The sequence below is a fragment of the Caballeronia sp. LZ028 genome (assembly GCF_031451415.1).
GTDB lineage: Bacteria > Pseudomonadota > Gammaproteobacteria > Burkholderiales > Burkholderiaceae > Caballeronia > Caballeronia zhejiangensis.
Genome location: NZ_JARUXN010000001.1, coordinates 1,877,153 through 1,891,698 on the forward strand (window position 1 = coordinate 1,877,153; position 14,546 = coordinate 1,891,698).

13 protein-coding genes are annotated in these 14,546 nt (G+C 63.8%); 11 read left to right on the plus strand and 2 right to left on the minus strand.

All coding sequences use genetic code 11. The features are described 5' to 3' along the window. Positions 1-5 precede the first annotated feature (5 nt). A complete protein-coding gene (locus QCE58_RS08895) occupies positions 6-737 on the plus strand; it encodes a 4Fe-4S dicluster domain-containing protein (protein ID WP_175982236.1) in 732 nt (243 codons plus the stop codon). 19 nt (positions 738-756) lie between these two features. Then, positions 757-1,695 carry a DmsC/YnfH family molybdoenzyme membrane anchor subunit gene (locus QCE58_RS08900; RefSeq protein WP_175982237.1) on the plus strand — a complete coding sequence of 313 codons (939 nt, stop codon included), beginning with the start codon at positions 757-759 and terminating at the stop codon, positions 1,693-1,695. A gap of 21 nt (positions 1,696-1,716) precedes the next feature. Here the strand turns inward: QCE58_RS08900 and QCE58_RS08905 are convergent, their stop codons facing one another. Continuing rightward, positions 1,717-2,958, minus strand: coding sequence for a cystathionine gamma-synthase family protein (locus QCE58_RS08905; protein ID WP_008349465.1), 1,242 nt, complete (start codon positions 2,956-2,958; stop codon positions 1,717-1,719). A 191-nt stretch (positions 2,959-3,149) separates the two neighbouring features. Here QCE58_RS08905 and QCE58_RS08910 point away from each other — a divergent pair, with 191 nt between their 5' ends. The 7 genes from QCE58_RS08910 (at position 3,150) to QCE58_RS08940 (ending at position 10,522) form a co-directional block, all read left to right on the plus strand. Then, entirely contained in the window at positions 3,150-3,884 is a 735-nt protein-coding gene (locus QCE58_RS08910; protein ID WP_008349463.1) for a glutathione S-transferase, read from the plus strand. A gap of 26 nt (positions 3,885-3,910) precedes the next feature. Then, positions 3,911-4,714 carry an aldo/keto reductase gene (locus QCE58_RS08915; protein WP_250521145.1) on the plus strand — a complete coding sequence of 268 codons (804 nt, stop codon included), beginning with the start codon at positions 3,911-3,913 and terminating at the stop codon, positions 4,712-4,714. Positions 4,715-4,868: 154 nt separating this feature from the next. Then, the gene (locus QCE58_RS08920) at positions 4,869-6,605 is read left to right on the plus strand and encodes a ClcB-like voltage-gated chloride channel protein (protein WP_008349459.1); all 1,737 of its coding nucleotides are present in this window, start codon (positions 4,869-4,871) and stop codon (positions 6,603-6,605) included. Positions 6,606-6,833: 228 nt separating this feature from the next. Next, positions 6,834-7,100 carry a hypothetical protein gene (locus tag QCE58_RS08925; RefSeq protein ID WP_008349457.1) on the plus strand — a complete coding sequence of 89 codons (267 nt, stop codon included), beginning with the start codon at positions 6,834-6,836 and terminating at the stop codon, positions 7,098-7,100. A 39-nt stretch (positions 7,101-7,139) separates the two neighbouring features. Further along, a complete protein-coding gene (locus tag QCE58_RS08930; RefSeq protein WP_034473428.1) occupies positions 7,140-7,382 on the plus strand; it encodes a DUF2795 domain-containing protein in 243 nt (80 codons plus the stop codon). A 503-nt stretch (positions 7,383-7,885) separates the two neighbouring features. Then, positions 7,886-8,278 (plus strand): DUF2946 domain-containing protein, encoded by a 393-nt coding sequence (locus QCE58_RS08935; protein ID WP_284502391.1) that lies wholly within the window; start codon positions 7,886-7,888, stop codon positions 8,276-8,278. A gap of 156 nt (positions 8,279-8,434) precedes the next feature. Next, positions 8,435-10,522: a TonB-dependent receptor gene (locus QCE58_RS08940; RefSeq protein ID WP_033537159.1), complete on the plus strand. Its 2,088-nt coding sequence runs from the start codon at positions 8,435-8,437 to the stop codon at positions 10,520-10,522. Positions 10,523-10,537: 15 nt separating this feature from the next. On the opposite strand, the gene QCE58_RS08945 is transcribed toward QCE58_RS08940, so the two are convergent. Then, entirely contained in the window at positions 10,538-12,919 is a 2,382-nt protein-coding gene (locus tag QCE58_RS08945; RefSeq protein WP_034473425.1) for an AsmA family protein, read from the minus strand. A gap of 124 nt (positions 12,920-13,043) precedes the next feature. Here QCE58_RS08945 and QCE58_RS08950 point away from each other — a divergent pair, with 124 nt between their 5' ends. Then, the gene (locus QCE58_RS08950) at positions 13,044-13,733 is read left to right on the plus strand and encodes an ATP-binding cassette domain-containing protein (RefSeq protein WP_250521151.1); all 690 of its coding nucleotides are present in this window, start codon (positions 13,044-13,046) and stop codon (positions 13,731-13,733) included. Next, on the plus strand, positions 13,730-14,545 hold the full coding sequence (locus QCE58_RS08955) for an ABC transporter permease (protein WP_008349446.1): 816 nt from the start codon (positions 13,730-13,732) through the stop codon (positions 14,543-14,545). Before QCE58_RS08950 ends, QCE58_RS08955 begins: the two co-directional genes overlap by 4 nt. Position 14,546 lies beyond the last annotated feature (1 nt).

Genomic DNA, 14,546 nt, shown 5'->3' on the forward strand with positions numbered 1-14,546 from the left:
CCGGCATGACTCAAATGGCCCTGGTGATCGATCTGAACGTCTGCGTCGGCTGCCACGCCTGCGTGACGAGCTGCAAGGAATGGAACACGTCCGGCGAAGCTGGCAGTCTCGCGGATCAGCGCCCGTACGACGCCGATCCGTCCGGCACCTTCTTCAACCGCGTGCAGACGTATGAAGCCGGCGAATTTCCGCTCGCCGATACGATCCACTTTCCGAAGTCGTGCCTGCACTGCGAGGATCCGCCGTGCGTGCCCGTCTGTCCGACCGGCGCGAGCTACAAGCGCAAGGAAGACGGACTCGTGCTCGTGGACTTCGACAAGTGCATCGGCTGCAAGTACTGCGCGTGGGCGTGTCCGTACGGCGCGCGCGAGCTCGACGAAGCGCGCAAGGAGATGACGAAGTGCACGCTGTGCGCCGATCGCATCTACAACGAGGCGCTGCCCGAACGCGATCGCAAGCCGGCGTGCGTGCTCGCGTGTCCGACGTCGGCGCGGCTCTTCGGCGATATCCACGATCCCGAGTCGGTCGTGTCGAAGGCGATCGAGGAGCGCGGCGGCTATCAGTTGATGCCCGAATGGGACACGAAGCCCGCGAATCATTATTTGCCGCGTCGTCCCGTCAATGCGTGCAGCAGCGGCGGCGGCTCGTGCGGCTGTCAGTCTCAAGACGCCGAAGCGCCGGACGCACCCGGAGCGCACGGCGAACTCAATCTCGCGTCGATGGCCGTGCGCGTCTGACTTTCATCGGAGCTCGAACATGAAACCCGCGTTTTCCGTCGTGTTTCTCACGACATTGAGCGGCGCCGCGCAAGGCTTGCTGATTGCGCTCGTCGGTGTCGAAGCGTGCGCGAAGCTCGGTCTGATCGACGCGCCTTCGCAACTGTTCTTCATCCTCGGCGCGGCGTTGTCGGTCGTGCTCGGCGGGCTGGGCCTCGTCGCATCGTTTTTTCATCTCGGGCATCCCGAGCGGGCGTGGCGCGCCATCGCGATGTGGCGTACGTCGTGGCTGTCGCGCGAATGCCTGTGCCTGCCCGCGTTCCTCGGATGCGCCGCGTTGTACGGCTTCGCGCACTGGCTCGGCGCGCCGTGGTCGCTTGCCGTCGGCGTGATCGGCGTGATCGCGTCGGCGGCGCTTTTCGTCTGCACCGCGATGATCTACGCATGCCTGCGCTTCCTGCAGGAATGGGCGACGCCGCTCACGATGGTCAACTTCGTGCTGCTCGGCTGCGCATCGGGATTCACGCTGGCGACCGCGTGCGCCGCGTGGCTCGCGCCGTCGCTGGCAGCGGGTCTCGCCGCTTGTGCTTGCACGTTGACGCTCGCGGGCTGCGCGACGCGCGTCGCCGCGCTCAAGCGCAATGCGAAGCTGCGGCCAAAATCGACCGTGCAGAGCGCGACCGGCATCAAGGGGCCGAACGTCGTGCAGAAGTCGCGGGGCTTCACGGCGGGCGCGTTCAATCTGCGCGAGTTCTTTCACGGACGCTCGGCGCAAGCGATCGCGCGCATCAAGTGGACGTTTCTCGTCGGCGCGTTCGCCGTGCCCTTCGTGCTGATGCTGCTCGGGATCGGTGCGCAATCGGTCGCGCTCTTCTGCCTCGCGTGCGTCACGCAGTATCTCGGGCTCGTCGCCGAGCGATGGTTCTTCTTCGCCGAAGCGCGCCATCCGCAGAACATTTACTACGCGCGCGCCTCGTAGTGCGCGAGGCGCGCACCAAGGTCATGCCGCGAGCTTGAGCGCTTGCTCGAAATCGGCGATCAGATCGTCGATATCTTCGATGCCCGCCGAAAGCCGCAGCATGCCGTCGGAAATGCCCATCGACTTGCGCACTTCGGGGCCGGCTTCGAAGAAGATCGTCGGCGCAACGGGAATGATGAGCGTGCGCGTGTCGCCGAGGCCCGTCGCCTTGACCGGCAACTGCAGCGCGTTGACGACATCGATCATGCGGTCTGCGCGGCGCAACTCGAACGACAGCAGCCACGACGCACCCTTGAACAGCGCCTGAGCGATCTCGTATTGCGGATGACTCTTCAATCCCGGATAAAACACGCGCCCGATGGCCTCGTGCTTCTCCAGATACTGGGCGAGCGCGAGCGCGTTCTCGCTGCACTTCGCGACGCGCAGCGCGAGCGTTTCCGCGCCCATCGCGATGGAATGCGCCTGCTCAGACGACAGCGACGCGCCCATGTCGCGCAGCCCTTTCTTGCGGACTTGCAGCAAGCCCTGCTCTTTGGATGGCGATTTGCGGTAATCATCGGCGATGTTCGGATAGGCGCTCCAGTCGAAGAGACCCGTGTCCGTCACCGCACCGCCGAGCGCCGCGCCATGACCCGCGATGGTCTTCGTCAGCGAATTGACGACGAGGCTCGCGCCGACCGCCTTGGGCCGGAACAGCGCCGGCGACGTGATCGTGTTGTCGACGACATACGCGAGGCCGCGCTCGCGGCACAACGCGCCGATGCCTTCGAGATCGGGAATCTGCGTGCCGGGGTTAGCGATGGTCTCGACGAACACCATGCGCGTATTCGGCTTGATCGCGTTCGCGACGTTCTCGGCGGAAGTTGCATCGACCATCGTCACTTCGATGCCGAGCGTGCGCAGCGTGCCGAACAGGCTGTTGGTGTTGCCGAAGACGTAGCGGCTCGATACGAGATGATCGCCCGCGCGCAGCAAGGTCAGGAAAATGGCGGTGATTCCCGCCATGCCGGTGCCGAAGCAGATCGAGCCGATGCCGTCTTCGAGGCTCGTGATCTTGCGTTCGAGCGCGGCGGTGGTCGGCGTGCCCTGACGCGCGTAGTTGAAACCGCCTTTCTTCGTGCCCTGGAAGACGCCGATCAGATCTTCCACGCGCTCGAATCCGTACTGAACCGATGTGTGGATCGGCTGGCGCACGCCGCCGTGCTCGCCGCCCGCGTTTCTGTCGCCGTGAACGATGCCTGTGGTGAAGCCTTGCTTGTTCATCTCTTCTCCGCTACTCGAAAACGCAAAACATCGATTTTGCACGATTCGCGACGAGTCATGGCATCGCCGCGCGACGGGAACGCGTGTTGCTCGTCCGCCCCTTCGTTCGCGCGTTTCCCGCCGAACGTCAAAAACGCGCACACTCACGCTTCGCCGCCGTTGCGGCATGCCCCGACGAGGAGCCCTTTCTCATGGCTTACGAACTCTACTATTGGGACGGATTGCAGGGCCGAGGCGAATTCGTCCGGCTCGCGCTCGAAGATGCGGGCGCCGAATATATCGACGTCGCGCGCGAATCGAAGAAAAGCGGCTACGGCATGGACGCGATGATGAAAGTCCTGAACAGCAAGACTGAGCCGCATATTCCGTTTGCGCCGCCGTTCCTCAGGGACGGCGAGCTGATCGTCCCGCACGTCGCGAACATTCTTCTTTATCTCGGGCCGAAGCTGAACCTCGCGCCGAAGGACGAGGGCCTGCGCTACGTCGCGCACGGCCTGCAACTGACGATCGCGGATTTCGTCGCCGAAGTGCACGACACGCATCATCCGCTCGCGACCGATCTCTATTACGAAGATCAAAAGGACGCGGCGAAAATCCGTACGCAGAATTTTCTGGACAAGCGCGTGCCGAAGTTCATGAAGTACTTCGAGCGCGTGCTTGCGCAGAACCCGCACGGCGATACGCAGATGATCGGCGATACGGCGACTTACGTGGATCTGTCCATCTTCCAGATCGTCGATGGCCTGCATTACGCCTTTCCGCGCGCGATGAAGGAGTTCGGCGCGCAGTATCCGCGCGTGGCCGCGATTCATGATGCGGTGCTGCAACGGCCGAACATCGCGGCTTACGTCGATTCGGAACGGCGCATCCCGTTCAACGAATCGGGCATTTTCAGGCACTATCCCGAACTCGATCAGGACGCTTGAAACCTCGACACTCACCAGGAGCCAGCATGGTAGAAACGATTCCTTCATTCGGTCTCGGCACGTTTCGCGTCGATGCCGCGAAGACCACGAACGCGGTGAAGAGCGCCTTGCAGCTCGGTTATCGCCATATCGACACCGCGCAGTACTACAACAACGAAGCGGCCGTCGGTCAGGGCGTGCGCGAATCGGGCGTGGCGCGCGACGCTATCTGGGTAACGACGAAAGTCTGGTGGGAACGGCTCTCGCACGACGCGCTCGTCGCGAGCCTCACGGACAGTCACGCGAAGCTCGACATCGGCACGATCGATCTCGCGCTCGTGCACTGGCCGTCGCCCGACGGCGCGGTGCCGATCGCCGAAACGATCGCGGCGATGCAGGAAGCGCAGAAGCTCGGGCTGATCCGCCACTACGGCGTGTCGAATTTCACCGCGCCGTTGCTCGAAGAAGCGCTGAAGGCGCCGGGCGGCGACGCGATCGTCACGAACCAGATTGAAGTGAGCCCGTTTCTCGCGAACCGCGCGCTCGTCGATGCGACGCAAAAGCTCGGCGTGAAAGTGACCGCGTACATGCCGCTCGGCGAAGGGCGCGCGCATACGGACGCGACGCTCAAGGCGATCGCCGGGAAGCATGGCGCGACGCCCGCGCAGGTGACGTTCGCGTGGCTGCTTTCGCGCGATATCGTGGTGCTGTCGGCATCGACGAATCCGGAGCATCAGAAAGCCAACTGGGACGCGCAGAAACTGAAGCTCGACGCCGACGACATCGCGAAAATCGATGCGCTCGACGAAGGCAAGCGCAATGCGAATCCGCCGTTCGCGCCGAAGTGGTGACGCGCGATTGCTCCGACGAAGCCCGGCCAGGCGTGTGCCGGGCTTTTTTTCGACCCTGACGAACGCGTTTCGACGTCCGCAGCGCCGCCCTGCAATGCTATCCTTGCGAGTCCCTTATTCCATTTGCTTCTAAGCATTCCACGATTTCGCAAAAGTGCTCTCCTTTCTGCTCAAGCTCCGTACACGGGCCCAACGGCTTTTCCGTCTGTCGGACTCGCATACGATGCTCGTCTGGGCGGTGGTCGTCGGCGTGGCCGGTGCTTTCGCCACCTCCGTCTTTCGCGAAGGCATTGAGATCCTTCAGCGGCTCCTCGGCAATCATTCGGAAGGTCTCGTCGCGCTCGCGCAAAGCCTGCCCTGGCCCGTGCGCGTGCTGTTGCCCGCCGTGGGGGGTCTCATCGCGGGCGTCTGCCTGCTGATCGCCCGCAAGCGCGCGAGCAAGAATGCGAGCACGGACTACATGGAAGCCGTCACCATCGGCGATGGCGTCGTGCCCGTCTGGCAAAGCGTATGGCGCAGTTTGTCGTCGCTCATCACGATTTCGAGCGGCGGCTCGATCGGTCGCGAAGGGTCGATGGTGCAACTCGCCGCCCTCGTGTCGTCGCTGATCGGGCGCTGGGTGCACTTCGATCCGCCGCGCCTGCGTCTGCTCGTCGCGTGCGGCGCGGCGGCCGGAATCACGTCGGCGTACAACGCGCCTATCGCCGGCGCGTTCTTCGTCACCGAACTCGTGCTCGGCTCGATGGCGATGGAAAGCTTCGGCCCGATCGTCGTCTCGTCGGTCGTCGCCAACATCACGATGCGCGAGTTCGCCGGCTACAGGCCGCCGTACGAGATGCCGGTGTTCCCGACCGTCACCGGCATCGAAGTGCTGCTCTTCGTCGTGCTCGGACTGCTCTGCGGCACGCTCGCGCCGCACTTCCTGCGGCTGCTCGCCGAATCGAAAAAACGCTTCTCGACCTTGCCCCTGCCCTTGCCCGTGCGCCTCGCGCTGGGCGGGCTGATCGTCGGCGTGATATCGATCTGGTGGCCCGAAGTCTGGGGCAACGGTTACGAAGTCGTGAACTCGCTGCTGCACGAACCGTGGACCTGGACCGCGCTGCTCACCGTGCTCGTCTTCAAGATCATCGCGACGGCGGCCACCGCCGGTTCGGGCGCGGTCGGCGGCATCTTCACGCCGACGCTCTTCGTCGGCGCGGTGCTCGGCTGTCTTTACGGCATCGGCGTGCATTCGATCTGGCCGGACTCCACGTCCGCGCCCTTCGCCTACGCGATGGTCGGCATGGGCGCGTTTCTCGCCGCGGCCACGCACGCGCCGCTCATGGCCATCCTGATGATCTTCGAGATGACGCTGTCGTATCAGGTCATGCTGCCGCTAATGGTTTCGTGCGTGATCGCGTACTTCATCGCGCGCACGTCCGAGCAGACATCGATGTACGAAGTCACGCTGCGGCGCACGCGTGAAGAGAAAGAGCGCCTGCGTCTAGCCGCGACGCAGATGCGCGAGCTCGTCAAGCCCGCCGATACCGTCGTGCCGCTGTCCGCGAACATCAAGGACATGACGCGCGTGTTCCTCGAATATCCGGTGAAGTATCTGTACGTCGTCGATGACGCCGGGCGCTTTCAGGGCGTGGTGGCGCTAAAGAACATCACGTCGGATCTGCTCGACGACAAGACCTGCGCATCCAAAACCGCCGCGGATTATCTTCAGCCGGAATTCGACGTGCTCACGCCCGACATGTCGCTCGGCGAAGCACTGCAGCACTTCCTCGCGTTCCAGGGCGAACGCCTGCCGGTCATCGAAAAAAAGACGCAGCCGTTGCTGCTCGGCGTCGTGTACAAAACCTCACTTCTGGACGCATACTTCCGTCTGAACCCGACGTCGCGCTGAAACTGCGCAGCCGTGCAATTTCGCGGCGCGTCACGCTTCGCGTGCGCGCGTTTCGCGCGGGTCGGATCGACTTCACAATTCACTCGAAGTATGTCTGCGCGACGCCCACTCGTCGCGCCCGTGTGCGCGGCGCTGTCATGGTCCGAGCGCACGGCGGGTGGCGGAAATATCCATCGGCATAGGCTTTGCTTGGTCTTTTCTGCTGCCTACGTGAGGAGGGGTTGCCCGATGAAGACCTCAACGTTGTTGTCGATGGCTCTGGTTTCCGTCTCGTGCTATGCCGCGCCGCTGCACACGAGTTCAACCGACGAATCCACCGCCGCCATTGCCGCGACGCGCGCCGCGCTGCGCGTGAACGCCGCGCCGGTATCGCCGCCCGCGCCCGAAGTCGCGGCGCAGGATCTCGATCACGCGCGCTGGCGTCATGTGCCGCTGCCGAAATCGCGCACGCCGAGTCACGGCATGGCGAGCCAGACGATTCAGGTCCAGACCTGACGCGCCTCCTCATTCACTGACTCGACACCGGACCTCGGAATGACCGACACGCACGCAAAGCACGCCTTGAACGACGAGCCGATCGACAACGAGATCGCCCAGGTATTACGTCTCGTGAAGTACCCCGCCAACAAGGACGCGATCGTCGATGCGGCGCGCGAGGCGGGCGTATCCAACGACGTCATCACCGTGTTCGACGGCCTGCCCGAGCAGGACTACACGGACGCGAATTCGGTCGAACAACTGCTGGGCAGCAACGGCGGTCCCGGCATTTCGATCTGAACCTGGCGCGCGGCACGATCGCGATGCACGCGCTCGCCCGTCTCGATCAGGTCGTACAAATCTTTATTCATCAAAGACTTAACGCGTCTACGCGAGGCTTTTCAACACTACTGTCCACAGAAATTGTGGATAAGTCGGGCATCGCATCGATGTCGCGCGCGCGAGCGAAAATGTGGCGCGATGCGCGTCGCGCGGGGATTTCAGCGCGAAATCAAGAAATTAGATGAGTCGCCAAGCGGTTTTCCACAGCCCTTTCCCCGTGCGCTGGGGATAAGTTATACAAAGCCCGATACGCATTGATGCAACCTGAAGCGCGCATGACTTTTCCTTCGGCATCAGTCATTTAGCAGACTTTTAGGCGCGTTTTCAACAGGGTGCTCCCCAATCGATGGGGACAACATGTCCGCGCGCTGATGGCGAAAATTTATGTCCGCTTTGCTTTGTAATACAAAGTAAGCGGGTGGCATAATCCCGCCACTCGGGATTTGCAAATCTTCGTCCTCATGCGCAGTCGCTTCCATCAACGAAAGGGTTCACTGCTGGCATTGCTCGCAATGCTGCTGATCACGTTCGCGCCGATGGTCTCGCAACTGATCGCCGCCAGCGCGCATGCCGACGAACTCACCGCCGAGCTCTGTTCGGCGCATGCGTCGACAGTCGAGCGTTCGGGCGGTCATCATTCGACGCATTCGACAGACACGCTCGCGCATCTCGACGACCAGGCTTGCGGCTACTGTCACTTCTTCGCGCACGCGCCCGCCATCTCCGATGCACGGGCCCCCGCAGCGCTCGACGTTCCTGCGCGCCGCAGCGTCGCGGTCGCGCGGATTCACATCGAGCGTCCCGCGCCTCCTTTCACCACTGCGCAGCCTCGCGCCCCTCCGGTTCTCGTCTGATTCGTCCTAACGGATCGATTGCCTTTCGCGGCATCGAACGGCGCCGCGCGTCCATCGCGCCGCGCTCATTCATCACGAATTCGAAGAAGAACCATGCTCACTTTCAGCAAGGGGCGGCGTCGTGCCGTCCGCACACGCAGAAGCGAGGACGCTGCCATGAAGCGACTCGCCCGACAACGCGCCCTCATGACGGGCCTCACCGCGCTCGCCGCGACCCGCGCATTCGCGCAGGCCGAACCCGCGACGCTTCCCGCCGTCATCGTTCAAGGACAGGCGCAACATTCGCTGACATCGCAAAACGTCGCCGATCAGAAGCGCACGCTCGACGCGACGGTCGGCTCGGTCGGCTTCGTCGATAGCGCCGATTACCAGAACACCTACGCCTTCACGTTGCGCGACGTCCTCAAGAACGTGCCCGGCGTTTTCGTGCAGAACCGCTACGGCCAGGAGTTGCGCCTCTCGATTCGCGGCTCGGGCCTCGCGCGCGGCTATCACACGCGCGGGCTGGAGATACTGCAGGACGGCATCCCGACCAATCTCGCCGATGGCAGCGGCGACTACTATCAGATCGACCCGCTCGCGCTGCAATCCGTCGATGTCTACAAGGGCGGCAACGGCCTCGCGTACGGCTCGTCGATGATGGGCGGCGCGATCGATTTCGTCACGCCTTCCGCCTACACCGCCGATGCGCCGAACATCGTGCGGCTCGAAGGCGGCAGCTTCGGCACGATCCGGGGCAGCGCGCAGTTTTCGCGCGTGATGGGTCCGCTGGATTTCATCGGCACTTTCTCGGTGAATCATGCGGACGGTTATCGCGATCACGAGCGCGGCCAGTACGAGCAGTTCAACGCGAATATCGGCTATCGATTCTCGCCGGATGTGGAGACGCGCTTCTATCTCGGCGCGTATGTCGTCGATCAGCAGCTTCCCGGCACGCTCTCGCTTTCCGACGCGCTCAACAATCCGACGAAGGCATCCGCGAGCGCGCTGGCGGGCGATCAGGCGCGCGATACGCGCACCGAGCGCATCGCCAACAAGACGACCGTCAAGCTCGATGTCGGGCAGCTCGATATCGTCACATGGGCAATCCACAAGAGTCTGTATCACCCGATCTTCCAGGTCATCGATCAGGACGGCTGGACCTACGGCATCGCGCCGCGCTATACCGCGACGTTCAACGTGAGCGGGATGCGCAACGATGTCATCGCGGGCGCGCGTTTCTTCGGCGGCAACACGCAGGCGCGGCAGTACGTGAACGTGTCGGGCAACGAAGGCGCGCAAACGCTCGATTCGACGCAAAGCGCCTACAACTACGAGGCGTACGTCGAAGACCGTCTGTTCTTCCTGCCGACCGTCGCGCTGATGGCCGGCTTCAAGGCGTTGCGCGACGTGCGCAAGTATGTCGATCACGGCGGGCTCGCGGCCGATCCGAACTACAAGTCGGCTAGCGAGACCTTCAGCGGCGTGAATCCGAAGCTCGGGTTGATGTGGCAGCCGAATCGCGACATCCAGGCGTATGTGGACATTACGCGCAGCCAGGACGTGCCGGATTTCGGCGATCTCACGCAGACCTTTTCGAGCACGACGCAATTCACGCCGCTCACGTCGCAGCATGCGTGGACGCTCGAGCTCGGCACGCGCGGCACGCGCGATCGCGTGAGCTGGGACGTCACCGCGTATCGCTCGCTCGTGCGCGACCAGTTGCTTCAGTACACGACGAATCCCGACATACCGGCATCGACGTTCAATGCGAACAAGACGGTGCTGCAGGGCATCGAAGCCGGCGTATCGGTCGATGTGTGGCGCGACGTCACGCACGCGGGCGCGGGCGACAGGATCACGCTGTCGGGCTTGTGGAACCTGAGCGATTTCCGCTTCAAGGACGATCCGCAGTACGGCAACAACCGCATCGCGGGCGTGCCGGTGAACGTGTTGCGCGCCGTGCTCGGCTATGCGCGGCCGAACGGCTTTCACATTTCCGCATCCGTCGACTGGGTGCCGGCGGGCGCGTGGGCCGACGACGCCAACACGTTGCGCGTGCCGGGCTATACGCTCATCGGCGTGCAGGCGGGGATGGATTTTCGCAACGGCCTCTCGGTGTTTCTCGACGCGCGCAATCTGACCAACAAGCGCTACGTGAGCGACATCAGCACGATCGCGGATGCGCGCACCGCGTCGTCGACCGCGATCTTCTATCCGGGCGAAGGCCGCAGCATCTTCGCGGGCGTGCGCTACGCGTTCTGAGCGCGCGGCGGCGACTTAGCTGCCGCGATACTGCGCGGCGCTGGCGGGCGCCGGCGCCGCCGGCTTCTTCGCGTCCTTGTCCTTGGACTTGGCCACGCCGGTCGCCGCCGCATCCGACGACATGTACGCCGGCGCCGCCTTCGCCTTCTGCTTCTGCCCTGCGGGCGGCGCGGTCGGCGCTTTGCCGATATCGGCGAGCATCTGCTGGCAAGGCAGCGGCTTGTTGTTGCTCGGCGCGATGAGCGGAATCAGCGCCGCGAACGGATTGATGAGACCGAGACCCACGGCGGCCGCGCCGCGCAGCGCGAGCACCGGACTTACGCCGACGTGCGGATCCTTGAACGTGCCCTTCACGTACAGCGGCGAGCGCAGGGAGAAAATGCGCAGGCCCTTCGTGTGCGGATGGATGCCGAGATCCATGTCCTCGGTCTTCAGATTGATCGTGCCGTCGACATTGATGACGGCATCGTCGGTATCGAGCGCGAACACGCGCGAATCGAGCACGCCGTCGGTCACGACGAAATCCGCCGCCGCGCAGTTGATGTTCACGTCGCGCTTGCCGAAGAGCTTCTCGTAGACCACGTTCGCCACGTTCAGCCCCGCCGCTTCCATATACAGACGGCTCACGGTGCCTTCCGTGATGAGCGCCTTCACCTCGCCGTTCGATGTCGCCGCGAGCGCCGCGGGCGAATTGCCGGTCGCGGAAAGCGCGGCGTCGCCGTTGACCTCGCCGAGCGCGGATTGCATCGTCTTCACGGTCGGGAACAACTGCTTGAGCTTCAGATGCCGCGCCTGCGCGGACACGCGGCCCTTGAGCGGCGCGGCGCTGCCGTCGAGATGAATGTTCGATGCGAGCGAGCCGCCCGCCACGCCGAACTTGAGCGGCTCGAACGACAGCACGCCGTCGTTCATGATGACGTGCGTGTACAGATCGGTGATCGGCAGATCAGGATCCTTGATGATGCGCTGGCCGGTGAACTTGACGTCGGCATCGATGGCCTTCCAGCGATCGGTCTTGAACTCTTCGGTCGGCAGCGCCTTCGACGACGGCTGCTTCTCCGTCTCGCCGCGCTTCGCCTTGCTCGCGTTCGAATCGGCACCGATGATCGGCGCGAGATCCTTGAACTGCAGCAAATGCGACACGAGCTCGCCCTTCAGGAGCGGACGCGGCTTCTTGCCCGCATAGACGAGCGAACCGTTGATATCGCTGCCGCCGACGCGCCCGGTGAAGTTCTCGTAGTGGAACACGTTGCCGTCCTCGCGGAACTGGCCGGTCAGACGCCCTTCGGTCGCGAACGGCGGCGTTTCGGGCAAGGTCACGCCCGTGAACGGATACAGATGCGCCATGCTCACCGCCTGAACCCACAGGCGCAGATCGAGCGCGGCCAGATGCGCCGGATCGGTCACGGTGCCGACGAACGCGATATGCGTGTCGCCGAGGCGCACGTCCGCCTGAACCGGGAACGGGCGCTTCGCGTCCTGCACGGCGAGCACGCCGCCGAGCTTGCCTTCGCCCGAAACCTTGCCGTTGTTGTACGTGCCCTTCACGGTCCAGCCGAATGCGTACGGCGGAATCGGCGGTTTCGGGCCTTCCTTGGTCGTGATGCTGGTATTGGCCGACGTGCTCGCCGGATTCGGCGCCGATGCGTTCGCCGCAGCCGCCGCCGATGCAGCCGACGCCGCCGACGCTTCCGAGGCCGCGGCCGCATCCGCTTGTTTGTTGAGCTTCGCCGCGCCGCTCTTGCCGACCATTTCCGCCGACGACTTCGCCGACGCCGCTTCCTGCTGCTTCATCACCTCGCCGATCGGCACGGCCTGGCCGAGCGTATCGATGACGACCTGCATCTCGGCCTTCGTGACTTCATCGTGGATATCGACGGTGCCCTTCGCGAGTGAAATATCGCCGAGCTTGAGATTCCAGGTCGACGGCTCGGTCGATTGCTTGAACTTGAACGTCCAGTTATTGCGATTGTCCTTGAGCCGCTCGACATCGATCGACGGATTCACGAGATTGATCGTCGGAATCACGATGTCGTGCGCGAGCAGCGGCAGCACTTCGACCTGGAAGTCGATTTCATCGAGCGTGGCGAAGTGCTGCTGGCGCGCCCAGTCCGGATTCGCGATCGTGATTTTTTCAGCGGAGAAGCGCGGCCACGGCACCCAGCGTTTCCAGCCCGTCTCGTTCGGCGGACGCTGCCAGCCGACTTTCAGATCGCCGGTGATTTCGAAGCGGCGGCCGATTGCTTCCGATACCTTGTCGTCCACCCAGGGCCGCAGCCGGTTCCAGTCGAACGTCAGAAAAATGACCACCAGTATTGCGATCAGAACCGCCAGAACGGCAAAAATCCATGCGACGATCCTTCCGATTTTTTTTCCGGTCGTTCGGGCCTGCGCCATGACGGCTCCATCCTTTTTTGCTGATTATGATTGCGGCAGCACATCGTGTGCCCGCGGCTTATGCGTCCGCTGAATGCCGAATGTCCGTAAGATGCTCATCCAGAGAACGACACACACACCCACGATGCAGGACGCGACATCGACCGAACTGGTCGCCACGCATGGCGTGATGCGCCGGGACGCCGCGCGCGGCACGGTGCTGCTGCATGCCACGGATTTCGCACTCGACAAAAGCCAGCGCGCCGCGATCACCGGACCGTCGGGCTCGGGCAAGAGCGTGTTTATGCGCACGCTCGCGCTGCTCGATGCGTGCGATGCCGGTTTCGTTACGTGGCGCGGCGAGCGCATCGCGCGTGCGCAGATTCCGGCTTACAGGCGGCGCGTCGCGTATATCGCGCAACGGCCCGCGATGCTCGACGGCACCGTCGAAGACAATCTGCGCTATCCGTTTTCGCTGAAGGCTTATCGCGACGCGCATTTCGATCGCGATATCGCGATGCGGCTCGCGCAGGCGGCCGGACGCAGCGCGGACTTCCTCGACAAGTTCGCAAGCGATCTGTCCGGCGGCGAGGCGCAGATCGCCGCGCTCGTGCGCGTGCTGCAACTCGCGCCCGACGTGCTGCTGCTCGACGAACCGACCGCATCGCTCGATCCGGCGTCGGCCCGATCGATCGAAGCGCTCGTGGCCGCGTGGTTCGACGCCGATGAAGCGCGCGCGTGCATCTGGGTATCGCACGATCCGGATCAGGCGCGGCGCGTCGCCACGCGTCATCTGACGATGAACGCAGGCGTACTCGGCGAGGACAAGCGATGAGCGGCTATCAGAACCTCAGTCTCTTCGATATCGGCCTGGCGGCGGCGCTGATTGTCGTCAATGGCGCGCTGTCGGTTGCGCTCGACCTCGGTCTCGAACGCAAGCTCTTCGTCGCCGCGATCCGAACCGTCGTGCAATTGCTGCTGATCGGGTACGTGCTCGGCTGGGTGTTCGCGTTCAATCGCTGGTATGTCGTGCTGCCGCTGATGGCGCTGATGACGGTCATCGCCGGATTCGCCGCCTCCGATCGCGGACGGCGCACTTATCGCGGACAGCGCGCGGACAGCATCCTGTCGATTTGGGGCAGTTCGTGGCTGATCGGCGCGTTCGGGCTGTTCGTCGTGATCCGGATTCATCCGTGGTATGAGCCGCAATACGCGATTCCGATCCTCGGGATGATCCTCGGCAATTGCCTGACGGGCGTGTCGCTCGGCATCGAGCGCATGACGGAAGAACTGACTTCGGGACGCGCGGCGGTCGAGATGTCGCTCGCACTCGGCGCCTCGCGCTGGGAAGCGGCGCAGAGACCCGCGCGCCAGGCCGTGCGCGCGGGCATGATTCCGACGTTGAATCAGATGGCCGTGGTCGGTCTCGTCAGCCTTCCCGGCATGATGACCGGCCAGGTGCTCGCCGGGCAGTCGCCATTGCAGGCGGTGCGGTATCAGATCGTCATCATGTTTCTGATTGCGGCGGGCTCGGGGCTCGGCGTGGTCGGGGCCGTCGTGCTGACGTATCGGCGGCTGTTTTCGCGGGACCATCGGTTCATGGCGTCGAAGCTCGTCGAACGAAAAGCCCGCAAACGCGCCGCGTAGC

What these genes read in the sequence shown, in the direction of transcription:
- QCE58_RS08905 (WP_008349465.1), bottom strand. Translation starts at nt 2,958, where the DNA reads ATGAACAAGCAAGGCTTCACCACAGGCATCGTTCACGGCGACAGAAAC.
- QCE58_RS08910 (WP_008349463.1), top strand. Translation starts at nt 3,150, where the DNA reads ATGGCTTACGAACTCTACTATTGGGACGGATTGCAGGGCCGAGGCGAA.
- QCE58_RS08925 (WP_008349457.1), top strand. Translation starts at nt 6,834, where the DNA reads ATGAAGACCTCAACGTTGTTGTCGATGGCTCTGGTTTCCGTCTCGTGC.
- QCE58_RS08945 (WP_034473425.1), bottom strand. Translation starts at nt 12,919, where the DNA reads ATGGCGCAGGCCCGAACGACCGGAAAAAAAATCGGAAGGATCGTCGCA.
- QCE58_RS08950 (WP_250521151.1), top strand. Translation starts at nt 13,044, where the DNA reads ATGCAGGACGCGACATCGACCGAACTGGTCGCCACGCATGGCGTGATG.
- QCE58_RS08930 (WP_034473428.1), top strand. Translation starts at nt 7,140, where the DNA reads ATGACCGACACGCACGCAAAGCACGCCTTGAACGACGAGCCGATCGAC.
- QCE58_RS08900 (WP_175982237.1), top strand. Translation starts at nt 757, where the DNA reads ATGAAACCCGCGTTTTCCGTCGTGTTTCTCACGACATTGAGCGGCGCC.
- QCE58_RS08915 (WP_250521145.1), top strand. Translation starts at nt 3,911, where the DNA reads ATGGTAGAAACGATTCCTTCATTCGGTCTCGGCACGTTTCGCGTCGAT.
- QCE58_RS08935 (WP_284502391.1), top strand. Translation starts at nt 7,886, where the DNA reads ATGCGCAGTCGCTTCCATCAACGAAAGGGTTCACTGCTGGCATTGCTC.
- QCE58_RS08895 (WP_175982236.1), top strand. Translation starts at nt 6, where the DNA reads ATGACTCAAATGGCCCTGGTGATCGATCTGAACGTCTGCGTCGGCTGC.
- QCE58_RS08955 (WP_008349446.1), top strand. Translation starts at nt 13,730, where the DNA reads ATGAGCGGCTATCAGAACCTCAGTCTCTTCGATATCGGCCTGGCGGCG.
- QCE58_RS08940 (WP_033537159.1), top strand. Translation starts at nt 8,435, where the DNA reads ATGAAGCGACTCGCCCGACAACGCGCCCTCATGACGGGCCTCACCGCG.